At 39.9% G+C, this 18328-nt stretch carries 18 protein-coding genes and 1 pseudogene; all 19 read left to right on the plus strand.

Annotated features, from left to right (window positions below; genetic code table 11):
- The first annotated feature begins 159 nt into the window (after nt 1-159).
- The 19 genes and pseudogenes from rimP to dapA all read left to right on the plus strand — a co-directional run bounded on the left by rimP (nt 160) and on the right by dapA (nt 18030).
- Nucleotides 160-633, plus strand: coding sequence for a ribosome maturation factor RimP (gene rimP, locus BMMGA3_RS06140; RefSeq protein WP_185762578.1), 474 nt, complete (start codon nt 160-162; stop codon nt 631-633).
- A 57-nt stretch (nt 634-690) separates the two neighbouring features.
- Nucleotides 691-1806: a transcription termination factor NusA gene (gene nusA / locus BMMGA3_RS06145; protein WP_003349105.1), complete on the plus strand. Its 1116-nt coding sequence runs from the start codon at nt 691-693 to the stop codon at nt 1804-1806.
- Nucleotides 1807-1824: 18 nt separating this feature from the next.
- On the plus strand, nt 1825-2106 hold the full coding sequence (gene rnpM, locus BMMGA3_RS06150) for an RNase P modulator RnpM (RefSeq protein ID WP_003349106.1): 282 nt from the start codon (nt 1825-1827) through the stop codon (nt 2104-2106).
- A complete protein-coding gene (locus BMMGA3_RS06155) occupies nt 2106-2408 on the plus strand; it encodes a YlxQ family RNA-binding protein (protein ID WP_003349108.1) in 303 nt (100 codons plus the stop codon). The genes rnpM and BMMGA3_RS06155 overlap by 1 nt, the downstream gene beginning before the upstream one ends.
- 19 nt (nt 2409-2427) lie before the next feature.
- On the plus strand, nt 2428-4656 hold the full coding sequence (gene infB / locus BMMGA3_RS06160; RefSeq protein ID WP_003349110.1) for a translation initiation factor IF-2: 2229 nt from the start codon (nt 2428-2430) through the stop codon (nt 4654-4656).
- On the plus strand, nt 4656-4937 hold the full coding sequence (locus BMMGA3_RS06165) for a DUF503 domain-containing protein (protein ID WP_003349113.1): 282 nt from the start codon (nt 4656-4658) through the stop codon (nt 4935-4937). The genes infB and BMMGA3_RS06165 overlap by 1 nt, the downstream gene beginning before the upstream one ends.
- Nucleotides 4938-4992: 55 nt before the next feature.
- Nucleotides 4993-5364, plus strand: a complete 372-nt coding sequence (gene rbfA, locus BMMGA3_RS06170) for a 30S ribosome-binding factor RbfA (RefSeq protein ID WP_003349116.1) — start codon at nt 4993-4995, stop codon at nt 5362-5364.
- Between the two features lie 59 nt (nt 5365-5423).
- The gene (gene truB / locus BMMGA3_RS06175) at nt 5424-6338 is read left to right on the plus strand and encodes a tRNA pseudouridine(55) synthase TruB (protein ID WP_003349117.1); all 915 of its coding nucleotides are present in this window, start codon (nt 5424-5426) and stop codon (nt 6336-6338) included.
- A gap of 34 nt (nt 6339-6372) precedes the next feature.
- Nucleotides 6373-7323, plus strand: coding sequence for a bifunctional riboflavin kinase/FAD synthetase (gene ribF / locus BMMGA3_RS06180; RefSeq protein ID WP_003349119.1), 951 nt, complete (start codon nt 6373-6375; stop codon nt 7321-7323).
- 121 nt (nt 7324-7444) lie between these two features.
- The gene (rpsO, locus tag BMMGA3_RS06185; RefSeq protein WP_003349121.1) at nt 7445-7714 is read left to right on the plus strand and encodes a 30S ribosomal protein S15; all 270 of its coding nucleotides are present in this window, start codon (nt 7445-7447) and stop codon (nt 7712-7714) included.
- A 276-nt stretch (nt 7715-7990) separates the two neighbouring features.
- Nucleotides 7991-10105 carry a polyribonucleotide nucleotidyltransferase gene (gene pnp, locus BMMGA3_RS06190; RefSeq protein ID WP_003349122.1) on the plus strand — a complete coding sequence of 705 codons (2115 nt, stop codon included), beginning with the start codon at nt 7991-7993 and terminating at the stop codon, nt 10103-10105.
- Nucleotides 10106-10339: 234 nt separating this feature from the next.
- Nucleotides 10340-11293 (plus strand): polysaccharide deacetylase family protein, encoded by a 954-nt coding sequence (locus BMMGA3_RS06195; protein WP_003349124.1) that lies wholly within the window; start codon nt 10340-10342, stop codon nt 11291-11293.
- A 99-nt stretch (nt 11294-11392) separates the two neighbouring features.
- Nucleotides 11393-12627, plus strand: a pseudogene (locus tag BMMGA3_RS06200) (M16 family metallopeptidase).
- A 101-nt stretch (nt 12628-12728) separates the two neighbouring features.
- Nucleotides 12729-12971 carry a YlmC/YmxH family sporulation protein gene (locus tag BMMGA3_RS06205; RefSeq protein WP_003349127.1) on the plus strand — a complete coding sequence of 81 codons (243 nt, stop codon included), beginning with the start codon at nt 12729-12731 and terminating at the stop codon, nt 12969-12971.
- 169 nt (nt 12972-13140) lie between these two features.
- Nucleotides 13141-14043, plus strand: coding sequence for a dipicolinic acid synthetase subunit A (dpaA, locus tag BMMGA3_RS06210; protein WP_003349128.1), 903 nt, complete (start codon nt 13141-13143; stop codon nt 14041-14043).
- On the plus strand, nt 14040-14639 hold the full coding sequence (gene dpaB / locus BMMGA3_RS06215; protein ID WP_003349129.1) for a dipicolinate synthase subunit B: 600 nt from the start codon (nt 14040-14042) through the stop codon (nt 14637-14639). The genes dpaA and dpaB overlap by 4 nt, the downstream gene beginning before the upstream one ends.
- A gap of 175 nt (nt 14640-14814) precedes the next feature.
- Nucleotides 14815-15870: an aspartate-semialdehyde dehydrogenase gene (gene asd / locus BMMGA3_RS06220; RefSeq protein ID WP_003349130.1), complete on the plus strand. Its 1056-nt coding sequence runs from the start codon at nt 14815-14817 to the stop codon at nt 15868-15870.
- A gap of 31 nt (nt 15871-15901) precedes the next feature.
- The gene (dapG, locus tag BMMGA3_RS06225) at nt 15902-17143 is read left to right on the plus strand and encodes an aspartate kinase (RefSeq protein WP_003349131.1); all 1242 of its coding nucleotides are present in this window, start codon (nt 15902-15904) and stop codon (nt 17141-17143) included.
- Between the two features lie 14 nt (nt 17144-17157).
- Nucleotides 17158-18030 carry a 4-hydroxy-tetrahydrodipicolinate synthase gene (gene dapA / locus BMMGA3_RS06230; protein ID WP_003349132.1) on the plus strand — a complete coding sequence of 291 codons (873 nt, stop codon included), beginning with the start codon at nt 17158-17160 and terminating at the stop codon, nt 18028-18030.
- Nucleotides 18031-18328 lie beyond the last annotated feature (298 nt).

Below are 18328 nucleotides of genomic sequence, written 5' to 3' on the forward strand. Positions count from 1 at the left end.
TATGGTATAGTTTTATTTGGAAATACTAAGAATAAACTCTAGCAGACAAGAGTGGGGCGACCCACTCTTTCGTATTTGTTTACATAAGAATGTAATCGGAACTTTTTCCGGTTTTTATTTTTCCTGCCGGTAAGAGAATGTAAGTTAAGGAGGGATTAGATTTTGAGCAAGGTATCGGAAATAGTTGAAGAATTAGTAACGCCAATCCTAGATGAAAACGGCTTGGAGCTAGTTGACATTGAATATGTTAAAGAAGGAAAAGAATGGTTTCTCCGCGTGTTTATCGATAAAGATACCGGAGTAGATATTGAGGAATGCGGGATTGTGAGTGAAAAGTTAAGTGAAAAGCTTGATGCAATTGATCCCATCCCCCATAACTACTTTCTTGAAGTTTCTTCACCTGGAGCGGAACGCCCTTTAAAGAAAGAAAAAGACTTCGAAAAAGCGGTCGGCAAAAATATTTTCATTAAGACATATGAACCTATTGATGGTGAAAAGACTTTCGAAGGAATTTTAACTCATTTTGACAGAGAAATAGTTAAAATAGAGATTAAAATAAAAACGAGAAAAAAAATGATTGAAATCCCGTTTAGTAAAATTGCCAGCGCCCGTTTGGCTGTCAGTTTTTCATAAATGATGGTTTTTCTAAATAATAAAGAGTTTTTTAGAGATTAAAGGGGGAACGATCTCATGGCAAGTGAATTATTAGATGCACTGACTTTACTTGAAAAAGAAAAAGGCATTTCTCGTGAAGTTTTGATTGAAGCAATAGAGGCAGCTCTTATTTCCGCTTACCGCAGGAATTTTAATCAGGCACAAAACGTGCGAATAGATATAAATCTGGAAAATGGTTCTATGCGGGTTTTTGCAAGGAAAGAGGTTGTAGAGGAAGTATTTGATCCTCGCCTCGAAATTTCTCTGGAAGAAGCGCAGAAAATTAACCCGAATTATCAAGTTGAAGATATTGTTGAATTGGAAGTTACGCCAAAGGAGTTTGGCCGAATAGCTGCGCAAACAGCAAAACAAGTTGTCACCCAGCGTGTCCGCGAAGCTGAAAGAGGAATCATTTATTCTGAATTTATTGACCGTGAAGAAGATATTATGACGGGAATCGTTCAGCGGCAAGATTCAAGATTTATTTATGTAAGCCTTGGAAAAATTGAAGCCATTTTACCGGCAAATGAGCAAATGCCGAATGAACAATATAAACCGCATGATCGAATTAAAGTTTACATTACAAAGGTGGAAAAAACGACAAAAGGACCGCAAATTTATGTTTCCAGAACCCATCCGGGACTTTTAAAAAGATTATTTGAAATCGAGGTTCCGGAAATATACGACGGTACAGTTGAAATCAAGTCTGTTGCCAGGGAAGCTGGAGACCGTTCAAAAATTTCCGTTCATTCCGATAATCCTGAGGTAGATCCGGTCGGTTCTTGTGTCGGGCCAAAAGGAAGCCGTGTTCAAGCGGTTGTAAACGAATTAAAAGGTGAAAAAATCGATATTGTCAAATGGTCTGACGATCCGGTCGTTTTTGTTGCAAATGCACTTAGCCCTTCAAAAGTTCTTGATGTGATCGTAAATGAGGAAGAAAAAGCAACAACCGTTATCGTTCCTGATTACCAGCTATCGCTTGCAATCGGAAAACGGGGCCAAAATGCGCGTCTTGCTGCTAAGCTGACTGGCTGGAAAATTGATATTAAGGCTGAATCAGAGGCGCGTGAAGCGGGAATTTATCCGCGCAATGAACAATTGCTGACGTTTGATGAGGAAGAAGATACCGAAGAAGAATATACAATCGATTAAGGAATGAGGTGAATGATCGTGAACAAACAAAAAAAAGTTCCAATGCGCAAATGTGTTGCAACTGGTGAAATGAAACCTAAAAAAGAACTCGTTCGCATCGTTCGCTCTAAAGAAGGCGTGGTATCCATTGATCCAACAGGGAAAAAATCCGGACGTGGAGCTTACCTGTCTAAAGATAAAGAAGCCATCCTTCTGGCAAAGAAAAAAAATATTTTAGCAAATCATTTACAAACAACAATTGATGAGACAATATATGATGAGCTCTTAGAGCTTATAGAGAAGGAGAAACGACTATCCTGATGAATTCTAATCAATGGATGTCATTGCTTGGCTTAGCCAATCGAGCGCGTAAAATTATCTCAGGCGAGGAACTTACCATTAAGGAAATAAGAAACGGTAAAGCAAAGCTCGTTTTATTGGCTAGAGATGCATCAGCCAATACGGCAAAGAAAATTACAGATAAATGCGGGTCCTATCACGTCCCATATAAAATGGTTGAAAACCGATATATGCTCGGTCAAGCAATTGGAAAAGAAGCCCGCGTAGTCGCAGCCATTTTAGATGAAGGATTTGCGAAAAAACTGATGACGTTGCTCGATTAATTTTAGCGGGGGTGAAAATATGAGTAAAACGAGAGTTTATGAATATGCGAAAAAACATAATATATCAAGCAAAGACGTAATATCAAAACTAAAAGATATGAATATTGATGTAAAAAATCACATGGCAACATTAGAAGAAGAAACGATCAAAAAATTGGACGGAGTTTATATAAAAAAAGAGGAGAAAAAAACGCAAAAACAAGCTAAACAACAACATCCTCAAAGCAACCTGCAGCAAAATGTCGTGCTGAAAACGAAGGCAGTTTCCTTTGAAGATGACGATGATACAAATATAAATCCGAACCGTGTAAAAGTGAAACCAGTTCCTAAAAATAAAGAGGGCAAAAAATACGAACAAGAACTTCAATCAAAAGAAAAAAAGGCTTTAAATAAAAATAAAAATAAGAGCAATAACAATAAACAAAAAAATAATCATAATAAAGGAAAAAATAATCAATCACATCAAGTCCAGCCTCAAAAGAAAAAAGAAATTGAAATGCCGTCTAAAATTACATTTACAGAATCTTTAACAGTTGCAGAGCTTGCGAAAAAGCTGCATCGGGAGCCTTCTGAAATCATTAAGAAACTATTTATGCTCGGTGTAATAGCAACAATCAATCAAGCTCTTGATAAAGATGCAATTGAATTGATTGCAAGTGAATATGGGGTAGAAGTGGAAGAAGAGATCCAAGTCGATACGACGGACCTCGAAATCTACTTTACGAAAGATGATGAAAAAGACCTTGTAGAAAGGCCTCCGGTTGTAACGATTATGGGCCACGTTGACCATGGTAAAACCACTTTACTTGACTCAATTCGGAATACGAAGGTAACTGCTCAAGAGGCCGGTGGTATTACACAGCATATCGGTGCTTATCAAGTTGTTAAAAACGGAAAGAAAATAACGTTTCTTGATACACCAGGACATGCCGCTTTTACGACGATGCGTGCACGCGGAGCAAGCATTACAGACATTACAATACTTGTCGTAGCTGCAGACGATGGAGTAATGCCGCAAACAATTGAAGCCATTAACCATGCAAAAGCAGCTAACGTTCCAATTATTGTAGCAGTTAATAAAATAGATAAACCTACAGCAAATCCTGACCGTGTTATGCAGGAATTGACCGAACATGGTTTAGTTCCAGAAGCTTGGGGCGGCGACACGATATTTGTTCAGATTTCTGCACTGAAAGGTGAAGGAATTGATGAACTGCTTGAAATGATTTTGCTTGTAAGTGAAGTTGAAGAGTATAAAGCAAATCCAAACCGTAATGCCGTTGGTACAGTTATTGAAGCACAGCTCGATAAAGGCCGGGGATCGGTTGCTACCCTGTTAGTTCAAAACGGAACATTGAAAGTGGGAGATCCGATCGTTGTTGGAAATACGTTCGGGCGTGTGCGTGCTATGGTAAACGATATGGGCCGTCGTATAAAAGAAGCTGGTCCGTCTACACCGGTTGAAATTACTGGATTGAACGAAGTACCGCAAGCCGGTGATCGCTTTGTTGTGTTTGACGATGAGAAAACAGCTCGTCAAATTGGCGAAGCGCGTGCCCAAAAAGCCTTACAGGCCCAGCGCGGAGAAAAAACAAGAGTAAGCCTTGAATCCTTGTTTGAACAAATGAAACAAGGGGAAATGAAAGAGCTTAACGTGATTATTAAAGCAGATGTACAAGGATCTGCAGAAGCACTTGCCGCTTCATTGCAAAAAATTGATGTCGACGGTGTGAACATCCGAATCATTCACTCTGGCGTAGGTGCGATTACCGAATCAGATATAACGCTTGCTGCCGCTTCGGATGCCATTGTGATCGGTTTTAACGTTCGTCCAGACGTAAACGCCAAACGTGCAGCTGAAGTTGAAAAAGTAGACATTCGCTTGCACAGAATTATTTACAAAGCAATTGAAGAAATTGAAGCAGCAATGAAAGGGCTTCTTGAACCTGAGTTCGAAGAAAAAATTATCGGTCAGGCAGAAGTACGCCAAACATTCAAAGTGTCGAAAGTTGGAACAATTGCCGGTTGCTACGTTACAGACGGAAAGATTACACGAGACAGCGGTGTTCGCTTAATTCGAGACGGAATTGTCATCTTTGAAGGTGTCATTGATGCACTAAAACGTTTTAAAGATGATGCAAAAGAGGTAAACCAAGGCTATGAGTGCGGGATTACCATTAAAAACTTCAATGATATTAAAGAAGGCGACATCATTGAAGCATACATTATGGAAGAAGTGGAACGTTAATGGTAATCGGCTTGGCCGCGTGTGAATGCATCATTTATGATGCCTCTTCACTAAAAGAGAAAAGGGCAGTTCTCAAGCGCATACTCATGCGACTTAAGCAAAAATTTAATATTTCCGTTGCGGAAGTCGATCATCAAGATGTTTGGCAGCGTACTAAAATTGCCGTTGTTGCCGTTTCATCCGCAAAGATTTCAGCGGAACAGGAACTGCAAAATGCTTTGAAATTAATCGACTCTTTTCCGGAAATTGAACGGACAATCACCGATATAGAATGGCTTTAAAGAACAAATGGCGAAAGCTGCCCGGTTAGTTGTGTCAGAATGAGGTGAAGTGAAAATGAACCTTAGAGCAAACCGTGTTGGAGAACAAATGAAAAAAGAACTTGGAGATATTATCGGCAGAAAAATAAAAGACCCGCGGATCGGGTTTGTTACGGTAACCGATGTCCAAGTAACCGGTGACCTCCAGCAAGCAAAGGTTTTTATTTCGGTTTTAGGTGACGAAGAGCAAAGAGAAAATACGCTAAAAGGCTTGGCAAAAGCTAAGGGATTTATCCGCTCAGAAATCGGACAGCGCATTCGTTTGCGCAAAACACCTGAAATCATTTTTGAATTTGATGAATCCATTGAATACGGAAATCGAATTGAATCATTGCTTCATCAAATTCATAATGAAGAAAAATCGAAAGAAGACCGGAATGAAGAATAAGGATAGACTCTGCGTCTATCCTTTTTCACTTGAAATTCCAAAAAAGGTGGCGATCTTAAGTGGATGGTATTTTACCACTTTTCAAGCCAAAAGGAATGACTTCTCATGATTGTGTTTTTAAGCTTCGGAAAATGCTCAAAATCAAAAAAATCGGCCATACGGGAACTTTGGATCCCGATGTTAACGGAGTATTACCAATTTGCATTGGCAAAGCAACGAAAGTAGCGGAATACATAACAGAAGCTGGAAAAACATATGAGGGAGAAGTGACCATTGGGTATTCAACCACAACTGAAGATGCTTCAGGGGACATTGTTGAACAAATGCCAGGGATTAAAACATTTACAAGGGAAGAGATCCTTCAAGTCTTGCATTCCTTTAGAGGTGAAATTGTCCAGACACCTCCCATGTATTCAGCCGTTAAAGTTAATGGAAAACGATTATATGAGTATGCGAGACTAGGAATCGAAGTTGAACGGCCAAGCAGGAAGGTAACCATCTATTCCATTGAACTTTTGGATGAGAGAAACATTTTTGAAGGCGAGACGGTAACTTTCCGTTTCCGCGTTTCGTGCAGCAAAGGAACTTACATCCGAACCCTTGCAGTCATGATAGGCGAAAAACTCGGGTTCCCTGCCCACATGTCTGATTTGATAAGAATTCAATCTGCCGGTTTCACCTTGGCTGATTCTCTGACCTTTGAACAAATACAGACAATGATTGATAATGAAACCATTTCTGAAGCTCTATTTCCGGTTGAAGCTGCGCTGTCTCATTTGCCGAAATATCAATTAGATGATAAAGTAGCAGAGAAAGTAAAAAATGGTGCTGTTTTAAGCACTCCTAAACAATTAGAAAAATTGGATGGGCCTGTCGTTTTTGAAACAAAAACGGGGATCGCGTTAGCTATTTATAAGCTGCATCCTTTGAAAAAAGGCTTCATGAAACCCGAGAAAGTTTTAAGAAATGAATAATAAATAGGCTCGTGCAAGAAAAGGTGAATTCAGCGTGGAAATTATTCATATTCATCATCCCCATCAGTTTCATAAATTCGATTTTCCGCCTCTCGTTATGGCGCTAGGTTATTTTGACGGTGTCCATCTCGGCCACCAGAAAGTCATTGGGAAGGCAAAAGAAATTGCTGTTAAAAGTGGAATGAAAAGTGCCGTGATGACATTCGATCCTCATCCCTCTGTAGTGTTAGGAAAGAGTGTTCGGCATGTGGAATACATAACACCTTTAAAAGATAAAATCCGGTTTATTTCCGGCTTGAAAATTGATTATCTGTTTGTAGTCCATTTTACAGTTAATTTCGCAAACCTTCTTCCTCAAGAATTTGTCGATCAATATATAATTGGTTTAAATGTCAAACACGCAGTTGCCGGGTTTGATTTTACATATGGAAGAATGGGAAAAGGTACGATGGAGACTCTCCCTTTTCATTCTCGTGAACAATTCGGATATACTGTTGTCCCGAAATTATCTTCAAGGGATGAAAAAATTAGCTCAACGTTAATCCGGTCATTGATCCGTGAAGGGAGAACGGAGGAACTACCCGATTTGCTCGGACGCTTTTATTCCATAAAGGGAACAGTCGTACATGGGGATAAAAGAGGAAGAACAATTGGGTTTCCAACTGCAAATATTGAGTTAACTGATGAATACATTTTGCCGCCGGTAGGTGTGTATGCTGTTCGGATTCGTATTAATGAACAATGGTTTGAAGGTGTTTGCAACGTTGGATACAAACCAACGTTTAATCAAGTAAATCCTGATAAGCCTTCCATAGAGGTTCATATTTTTCGGTTTGAACAAGAGATATATGGCGAAGAAGTAACCGTTGAATGGCATATGCGTTTACGTAATGAGAAAAAATTTGCTGGAATTGAACAGCTTGTCTCACAGATCGAAAAAGATCGGCAGGCTGCCCTTCAGTATTTTAAGAAAAACAGCGTTTAGACTTGCTTTTTGTCATAAAAAGTTGTATCCTTAAAAGGTATGAAGTTGAACCTTTGCTTGGCAAGTCGAATCACCGACGCTTGCTCAGTAAATGGGGATTATTAATTAGGAGGTGAACTGGATGGCTATCACACAAGAACGTAAAAATGAAATCATTAATCAATTCAAAATTCACGAAAACGATACTGGTTCTCCAGAAGTACAAATTGCTGTCCTTACTGAACAGATTAACAATTTAAACGAACATTTACGTGTGCACAAAAAAGACCATCATTCACGTCGCGGTCTTTTAAAAATGGTAGGTAAACGCCGTAACCTTTTAACGTATCTACGAAACAAAGACGTTCAACGTTACCGTGAACTTATCAACAAACTTGGTTTACGTCGATAGTCAACTGAAGCGGGATCTTTCCCGCTTTTTCTTATACTGTAATAAAATGAAAACGATTTGTACGTTTTCAGAAAAGAATGATATGAAAAACGGGAAGTTTCTTTTTTAAACACATCATACATAAACAATTTAATGAGCATCATTTTCGTGCATACTATAACTATAAGAAAGCATTTATATGCAATAAAATAATAATCAGATGTTAAAAGCAGAGTTTATATCATTACCTTGTTTTTTCTCTGAAAGTGATTCAGATAGAGAGGGGTTTAAATACGAATGGAACATGAGAAGCGGGTCTATTCCATGGATTGGGCCGGACGTAAATTAACAGTAGAAATTGGACAGTTGGCGAAACAAGCTAACGGTGCAGTTCTTGTCCGTTATGGCGATACTGTTGTGTTGAGTACAGCAACAGCATCAAAAGAACCAAAAAATGTTGATTTTTTTCCGTTGACAGTTAATTATGAGGAGCGCTTGTATGCTGTTGGGAAAATTCCCGGCGGTTTTATAAAAAGGGAAGGTCGTCCAAGTGAAAAGGCGATTCTTGCAAGCCGGCTGATTGACCGGCCGATACGGCCATTATTTGCAGAAGGGTTCCGCAATGAAGTGCAGGTTGTCAGCATGGTGATGAGTGTCGATCAGGATTGCTCTTCTGAAATGGCAGCCATGTTTGGGTCGTCGTTGGCTCTTTCAATTTCGGATATTCCATTTGAAGGGCCGATTGCCGGTGTCACCGTCGGACGAGTCGGGGGAGAATTTATTATTAACCCCGGTGTTCAGCAAATGGAACAAAGTGATATGCATTTAGTCGTTGCGGGAACAAAAGAAGCTATTAATATGGTTGAAGCGGGTGCTGATGAAGTGCCTGAGGAAGTCATGCTGGAAGCAATCATGTTTGGACATGAAGAAATAAAACGTTTGATTGAGTTTCAGGAAAAAATTGTTGCTGAAATCGGCAAAGAGAAAATGGAAGTTGTTTTATTTGAATTGGATAAGGAACTTGAAGCTGAAGTCCGCGAAATGTGTGAAGCTGACATGATTAAAGCGATCCAAGTACCGGAGAAGCTAGCACGCGAAGATGCAATTAATGAAGTAAAAAATGAAGTGCTTGCGAAATATGAAGAACAAGAAGCGGACGAAGATACGTTAAAACAAGTAAAACAGATTTTGGATAACATAGTAAAAGATGAAGTCCGCCGGTTGATTACAGAGGAAAAAATACGACCTGATGGCCGTAAAGTAGATGAAATCAGACCGCTTTCTTCTGAAATTGGGATTTTGCCGCGCACGCATGGTTCAGGATTGTTTACGCGCGGACAAACTCAGGCGTTGAGCGTTTGTACACTTGGTGCATTGGGTGATGTGCAAATTTTGGACGGGCTCGGAATTGAAGAAGAGAAACGTTTTATGCACCATTATAACTTCCCGAGCTTCAGTGTCGGTGAAACGGGTCCGATGCGAGGACCGGGGCGTCGTGAAATCGGCCACGGAGCACTTGGAGAGCGTGCATTGGAACCGGTTATTCCATCTGAAAAAGAATTCCCATATACAGTGCGTCTCGTTTCCGAGGTTCTTGAATCAAACGGTTCCACATCTCAAGCTAGCATATGTGCAAGCACATTGGCAATGATGGATGCTGGTGTTCCGATTAAGGCTCCTGTTGCAGGAATTGCAATGGGACTTGTAAAATCCGGCGACAATTATACGATTTTAACGGATATTCAAGGAATGGAAGACCATCTTGGTGATATGGACTTTAAGGTTGCAGGAACTCCAAAAGGGGTAACAGCATTGCAAATGGATATTAAGATTGCAGGATTATCGCGGGAAATACTCGAAGAAGCATTGCAGCAAGCGAAAAAAGGCCGTATGCAAATCCTTGATTCCATGTTAAAGACAATTTCAAAGCCGAGAGAACACTTATCGAAATATGCGCCAAAAATCTTAACGATGACTATCAATCCTGAAAAAATTCGTGATGTGATCGGGCCTAGCGGAAAACAAATTAACAAAATTATTGAAGAAACCGGTGTAAAAATTGATATCGAACAAGATGGAACAATTTTCATTTCTTCCATTGATGAAGAAATGAATCAAAAAGCGAAGGCAATTATTGAAGACATTGTTCGGGAAGTCGAAGTAGGCCAACTTTATTTAGGTAAAGTAAAACGAATTGAAAAATTTGGTGCCTTCGTTGAAATCTTCAACGGAAAAGATGGGCTCGTTCATATTTCAGAACTAGCTGAAGATCGGGTTGGCAAAGTTGAAGATGTTGTATCGATCGGTGACGAAATTTTAGTAAAAGTAACCGAAATTGATAAACAAGGCCGCGTTAATCTTTCACGGAAAGCAGTTTTAAAAGAACAACGTGAACGAGCAAAACAACAATAAATCGAGGCTGACTCATTAGGGTCTGACTCCCTCCATCAATAACAGTATTGGAGGGGGATGACCCTTTGATTTTGAGTTGGCCTTTTTTAACGCTTCCAAGCATCGTGGGCAGCCCCATACTACGTTAATGATTCACCGCGTGAGGCCTGTTCCTGCTTCAAAAACTTTTTATAATAAATGGACGTTCTACCTTGTCCCAGTTTCACATATTGTAAAGTGAAGGGGGCAGAGAGAATGAAAAAAATCGTCCATTTGGCTTTATTTCTTTTGTTTTCAGTATTAGTTATCAATAATCCGTTAATTTCTCAATATATATCTTTTTTAAAAGCAGAATCTATGACTGTAAGTAGACCAACAAATCCTTTGTTACAGGAAATAATTAATCGAGCAAGTGAATATGAAAAAAAACCCATTAATGCAAAATTAGATCCTATTTGGAAATCTATTCCGGGGTATAATGGAATAAAGGTCGACATACAAGCTTCATACAAAAAAATGAAAAAGGACGGTAAATTTAACGAAGATAAATTAGTATTTCAGCAGGTAAGTCCGGAAATAAGTCTTTCAGACCTTCCGCCAGCTGCTGTTTATCGTGGGAATCCGGAAAAACCGATGGTCAGTTTTATTATTAACGTTGCCTGGGGAAATGAATATCTTTCCGAAATGCTTGCAACCTTAAAAAAACATCATGTTTCCGCCAGTTTTTTCTTGGAAGGAAGATGGGTAAAGAACAATCCCGAGCTTGCGAAAATGATTGCCGAAGCTGGACATGAAATTGGAAACCACTCGTACACCCACCCGAATATGAAAAAATTACCCCCCGCTGAGATCATAAAAGAAATAACGAGGACGAATGAAGTGATAGAAGCAACAACAGGAATCAGACCGAAATGGCTAGCTCCTCCCAGCGGTTCCTATCGTGAAGATGTCGTAAAAATAGCTTCAAAATTAAATATGGGCACTGTCATGTGGAGTCTCGATACAATAGACTGGCAAAAACCCGCACCTGAAGTTCTAATTAACAGAATCGTTCCAAAACTTCACAACGGTGCGTTAATTTTAATGCATCCGACGAAGCCGACTGCCCAAGCATTAGACCAATTAATTTTGCAAATAAAACAAAAAAACTTGAAAATAGATACAGTTTCCAACATGTTAAGTGAGGAACGGATTGTTCAAAATAAATGAAAATGAATTTTTATTTTGGAAAAAAGAAGGATTATGTTATATACTAACTAATTGCAGTGATCTTGAAGCAGCGGGTTTTTAGAACAGGAGGAGTTTTATTTGATAAAGAAATATACATGCCAAAATGGCGTTAGAATTGTTTTAGAAAATATCCCTACCGTTCGTCCCTTGCGATCGGTATTTGGATAGAAACAGGGTCTCGCAATGAAACCCCCGAAAATAATGGTATTTCTCATTTCCTCGAGCATATGTTCTTTAAAGGCACGAAGACGAGAACAGCAAGAGAAATTGCCGAGTCATTTGATAGTATCGGAGGACAGGTAAATGCTTTTACTTCAAAAGAATATACATGTTATTATGCAAAAGTTCTAGACACACATGCCAATTTTGCGCTGGAAGTACTTGCGGACATGTTTTTTCATTCTACCTTCGTTGAGGAAGAAATGGATAAAGAAAAAAAGGTTGTTTTTGAAGAAATAAAAATGTATGAAGATACACCTGACGATATTGTCCATGATCTTCTAAGTAAAGCTGTGTATGAAAAACATCCGCTTGGGTACCCAATATTAGGAACGGAAGAAACGCTGGAATCTTTTACAAGCGACACATTGAAACAGTATATGCATGATTTTTATACGCCCGAAAATGTCGTCGTTTCCATTGCAGGTAATGTTTCTGAATCCTTTATTAAAGACGTTGAAAAATACTTCGGATCGTATGAAGGCGGCAAGCGCAAAGCTGCTACTATTCCTCCTCAGTTTCATGCCAGCCGGATTTCTCGGAAAAAAGATACCGAACAAGCTCATTTATGTATTGGATTTGAAGGCTTAAAGGTAGGCCACGAGGATATCTACAGCCTGATTGTATTAAACAATATTTTAGGAGGCAGCATGAGCAGCCGATTATTCCAAGAAGTCCGTGAACAAAGAGGTCTTGCTTATTCAATTTTCTCTTATCATTCCGCTTATCAGGACAGTGGAATTGTCACGATTTATGGAGGAACGGGTGCCAAACAATTAGATTTGTTATTTGAAACCATTCAAGAAACACTCGAAAAGCTTAAACAGGAAGGCATTACGGAAAAAGAATTGAATAATAGCAAAGAACAGTTGAAAGGCAGTTTAATGCTGAGCCTTGAAAGTACAAACAGCAGAATGAGCAGAAATGGAAAAAATGAATTATTGTTGGGGCGCCATCGCTCTCTTGATGAAATTGTCGAACAAATCGATCAAGTAACAAAAGAAAGTGTTGATCAGCTGGCCCATACTATTTTTAATGATCAATATTCGATTGCACTAATAAGTCCTGACGGCGAACTTCCGAAAAACATGTAAGCATGCAGCCTGTAATAAGCAGGCTGTATTTATTTTTTCCTTCTAAATAGCTTGCTTAGACGTAAATATATAATAAGACAATGCATGATGGAGGGCTGAAAATGAGGCTGAGCGAGTTAAGCGGCAAGGAGATCGTAGACGTTAAACGTGCGGAAAGGCTTGGCATACTAGGGCAGACAGATTTGGAAATCAATGAAAATACCGGGCAAATTGAAACATTAATTATCCCTGCATTAAAATGGTTTGGATTTCGTAAACAAGGCGGAGAAGTTCGGGTGCAGTGGAAGCATATTAAGAAAATCGGATCTGATATGATTATTATTGATATCCCTGACAACGAATAAAAAGCATGAGAAGAGGTTGGCCTAGGCGCCAATCTTTTTTTATTTTTTCAGATTCTTTTTTGCTGAAAGGTGGAAAACTCACCGAATATGACATCAGCGCATAAGATGTTGGAGTAGTTCGCCAATACATTTTCCTGTAGGGACTTTTCAGAAGAAGGTGAGTATTTTCATGCTGACAGGAATGCAAGTCGCAGTCATAGGCGGTGATGCCAGACAACTGGAAATCATCCGCAAGCTGACAGAATTGGATGCGAGGCTGTCACTGATCGGATTTGAACAGCTGGATCATGCCTTTACCGGAGCGATTAAAGAAAAAATGGATGAAGTCGATTTTTCAAATATAGATTCCGTCATATTGCCAGTGCCAGGAACAAGTTTGGAAGGTCAAGTGGAAACGATATTTTCCAATGAAAAAGTGTTTATTACAGAAGAGAATATTTCCAAAACACCGGCTCATTGTACGATCTATTCAGGAATCAGCAACTCTTATTTAAATGGAATAACAAAGAAGTCAAACCGCCGTCTTGTTCAATTGTTTGAAAGGGATGATGTCGCCATTTATAATTCAATCCCTACTGTCGAAGGGACGATTATGATGGCCATTCAGCATACCGATTTTACCATCCACGGTTCAAAAGTGGCTGTACTTGGTCTTGGCAGAGTCGGAATGAGTGTAGCAAGAACATTTCATGTTCTCGGTGCGAAGGTAAAGGTCGGAGCAAGAAGAAGCGAACATATTGCAAGAATTACGGAGATGGGATTAACACCTTTCCATTTAAATGACATCGAACAAGCGGTAAAGGATATAGATATTTGCATAAATACCATACCGCATTTAGTTGTAAATGCTTCGGTTATTTCAAGAATGCCGGCACATACGCTGATCATTGATTTAGCCTCAAAACCGGGAGGGACGGATTTTCGGTATGCAGAAAAGCGAGGCATTAAAGCACTGCTTGCACCGGGGCTTCCAGGAATCGTTGCACCGAAAACCGCCGGAAAAATTCTCGCAAACGTTCTCGCTCAATTGCTGAAAGATGATTTACAAAAAAGAAAGGGGAAAGAAGAATGAGCTTAAAAGGGAAAAGGATCGGATTTGGGCTAACGGGTTCTCATTGCACCTATGATGAAGTATACCCTGAAATCGAAAACCTTGTGAATACTGGAGCTGAAGTGATACCGGTCGTCACGTTTACAGTCAAAAATACAGAGACACGGTTTGGAAAAGGGGAAGATTGGGTCGAGCGAATCGAGGATTTAACGGGCAACAAGGTCATTGATTCAATTGTAAAAGCGGAACCTCTTGGTCCCAAAATCCCCCTTGATTGTATGGTCATTGCTCCATTGACTGGAAACTCACTAAGCAAATTTGCCAATGCATTGACAGACTCCCCAGTTTTAATGGCTGCGAAGGCAACATTGCGGAATCAAAAACCGGTTGTATTGGGAATTTCCACAAATGATGCGCTAGGATTAAACGGAGTAAATTTAATGAGACTGATGTCCACTAAAAATATCTACTTTATTCCTTTTGGCCAAGATGATCCGGTGAAGAAGCCGAATTCAATGGTTGCCAGAATGTCAATGCTCGAAGAAACGATCATAGCGGCTTTGAATGGAAAACAGCTGCAGCCCGTCATCGTAGAAAGATTTCGTGATGGACATTAAAATCCCCAAGCTTATTCCAGCAATTATTCAAAAAGCTTATTCCTTTAACGAATGAATATGATAAAATATATAATATTATTAAGATGGCGGTCTTATGAAAAAAGAGCGCCTTCTCTAGTATTCTCTATTGCTGGAGAATAAAAATATATATAAAGAAGCGGAAGGGGAACTATACATGGGTCAAGAAAATGGTCTTCATATAGCTGTGGTTGGTGCAACAGGTGCAGTTGGTCAACAAATCATAAAAACCCTTGAAAACAGGAATTTTCCGGTAGGCAAAATTACACTTTTATCCTCAGCACGGTCTGCAGGGAAAACGGCTTTATTTAAAGGTGAAGAAGTTACGATTCAGGAAGCAAAACCTGAAAGTTTTGAAGGGGTAGATATCGCATTATTCAGTGCCGGAGGCAGTGTGTCTAAAGAACTTGCTCCTGAAGCTGTAAAACGCGGTGCGATTGTTGTCGATAATACTAGTGCTTTTCGTATGGATGCAGATGTTCCGCTTGTCGTTCCAGAAGTTAATGAATCTGCACTTCATGAACATAATGGGATTATTGCCAATCCAAACTGTTCAACCATTCAAATGGTTACTGCATTGGAACCAATTCGTCAAAAGTACGGTCTGAAAAGAGTGATCGTATCAACTTATCAGGCTGTTTCAGGCGCAGGTGCTCAAGCAGTGGAAGAATTATATGAGCAGACAAGAGCGATTATTAATAATGAACCATATGAACCAAAAATTTTACCTGTTAGATCTGATAAAAAACATTATCAAATAGCTTTTAATGCCATACCGCAAATTGATAAATTTCAGGAAAACGGCTATACTTTTGAAGAAATGAAAATGATTAATGAAACGAAGAAAATTATGGGGCTTCCTGACCTTCAGATTGCTGCAACTTGTGTCCGTTTGCCAGTTGCGACTGGGCATTCTGAATCGGTTTATATTGAAGTGGAAAAAGACGGATTAACCGTTCAGGAGTGCAAAGAAATCCTTGCTGGTGCTCCGGGAGTTGAGCTTCAAGACGATATTGAAAATCAAATCTATCCAATGCCAGCTGATTGTGTAGGCAAATACGAAGTATTCGTTGGCCGAATTCGGCAAGACCTTAATAAGGCAAACGGATTCCATATGTGGATTGTTTCTGATAATCTTTTAAAAGGAGCAGCCTTGAATACAGTGCAAATCGCAGAAAGCCTGATCAAATTAAACCTTATCAGAAACAAGTAATGGAGATTGAGATAAATTATGAGGTGTTACGATGAAAATTATCGTTCAAAAATTCGGGGGCACTTCGGTCCGTGACGATATTAGCCGATCGAATGCAAAAAGGCATATAGAAAAAGCTCTAGCCGAAGGCTACAAGGTTGTAGTTGTTGTATCAGCGATGGGACGAAGCGGTGAACCGTATGCAACCGATACCCTCTTATCGCTAATTGGAGGCAATGCGACGAAGGTAAGTAAACGGGAGCAAGATTTGCTTCTTTCTTGCGGAGAAATCATCTCAAGCATTGTTTTTACAAACATGCTTATTGAGCATGGCATTCGCGCTGTTGCTTTAACCGGTGCCCAAGCGGGTTTTCGGACAAACAACGATCATACGAATGCAAAAATTATTGAAATGAAATGCGACAGGCTTTTAAGGGAATTGGAACAAAACGAAGTTGTAGTTGTAGCCGGTTTCCAAGGTGCTGCAAAGAATGGCGATATAACGACCATTGGACGTGGTGGCAGCGATACATCAGCCGCTGCTTTAGGTGCAGCGCTTAATGCTGAATGGATTGACATCTTTACTGATGTTGAGGGAATAATGACAGCTGACCCTCGAATTGTTGAGAATGCGCGTCCTTTATCGGTAGTCACTTACACGGAAGTGTGCAATATGGCCTATCAGGGTGCAAAGGTTATACACCCTCGGGCCGTAGAAATAGCAATGCAGGCAAAAATTCCGATCAGGATTCGATCAACTTATTCGGACAGCCCCGGCACCTTAGTTACCTCACTCAGCAAAAATAGTCGAGGAAGCGATATTCGAGAACGGCCGGTAACTGGAATTGCCCACGTTCCAAATGTTACCCAGATTAAAGTTTTCGCTAAAAAAGATCAGTATAATTTACAAGCTGAAGTATTTAAAGCAATGGCAAACGAAAAAATCAGTGTTGATTTGATAAATATATCGCCAAATGGGGTCGTTTATACGGTGATGAATGAAATGGCAGACCAAGCCATTCGAATTTTGACCGATATGGGACATGAGCCGGTTGTTGAACGGGATTGTGCAAAGGTATCCGTTGTCGGTGCAGGTATGGCTGGAGTCCCAGGCGTCGCATCAAAAATTGTAACAGCTCTGTCAGAAAAAGGAATTCGTATTTTACAATCTGCTGACAGCCACACGACCATCTGGGTTTTAGTTAAACAAGAGGATTTAGTAAATGCAGTCAAAGCATTGCATGACGCATTCCAGCTTGAGAAAGAAACGCTGGAGTTTGAACGGATAGAATGAGGAGGAGCGGAAAGATGGTTTCATTTGGTCGAATATCAACAGCTATGGTTACACCGTTTGATAACAAGGGTAATGTTGATTTTGCAAAAACAACGCAGCTAGTGAATCATTTGATTAATAATGGGACAGATTCTTTAGTTGTTGTCGGTACTACTGGAGAATCAGCTACTCTTACAAAAGAAGAAAAATTGGCGCTTTTTCAGCATGTAGTAAAAGTAGTTGAAAAAAGAGTCCCTGTTATTGCAGGCACCGGAAGCAATAATACTTATGATTCAATCGAAATGACAAAAAAAGCAGAAAAAATCGGTGTCGATGCGATCTTGGCAGTTGCTCCGTATTATAACAAACCAAACCAGGAAGGATTATATCAACATTTTAAGGCAATTGCTGAAAGTACATCCCTTCCTGTTATCGTATATAACATTCCGGGAAGATCTGTAGTGAATGTCAAGCCTGAAACAGTCATCCGCTTGTCCAAAATTCCGAACATTGTTGGCGTCAAAGAAGCGAGAAGGGATCTAAGTGCGATGACACAAATTATTGCTAATACGGATGACGATTTTCTTTTGTATAGTGGAGACGATGGCTTAACCTTGCCGGTGCTATCAATTGGCGGCGCTGGAGTAATTTCCGTTGCATCTCATGTTATTGGAAATGAGATGCAAGAAATGATAAGTGCATTTTTAAATGGGGATCATGAACGCGCGGCAAAAATTCATCAAAAGCTGCTTCCGCTTATGGATGGATTATTTATCGCTCCAAACCCAGTGCCGGTCAAAACGGCTTTGCAATTAAAAGGCATGGATGTCGGTTCGGTCCGCTTGCCGCTTGTTCCGCTTACTGAACAGGAACGAAATACAGTGGCAGCATTATTGAATGCTTTATAAAGTGAAATTTCCATCAATGGAGTTTTTACTGCCCGTTAATGAGGGATGAAAATGAACGCCAATCCTTAGTGGTTGGCTTTTTTTATTATTAAAAAAGTTTAATTTTGTTAAAGCAGTAAAGCATCTTTGGATGAATACGTTGTCTAGCTCCAGCGCCTAGCCCCTCGAGGTCGATTCGGTCCTGACGATGAAGTCAAAAAGCGACTTCATGTCAGGACCTCCAGTGCTTGTCGGGGCTAAGCGAGGCGCTTACGCTTTTCTAATTTTGGTTGTAAACATTTTCTTTCATAAAGTATAA

This window comes from Bacillus methanolicus MGA3 (assembly GCF_000724485.1).
GTDB lineage: Bacteria > Bacillota > Bacilli > Bacillales > Cytobacillaceae > Bacillus_Z > Bacillus_Z methanolicus_A.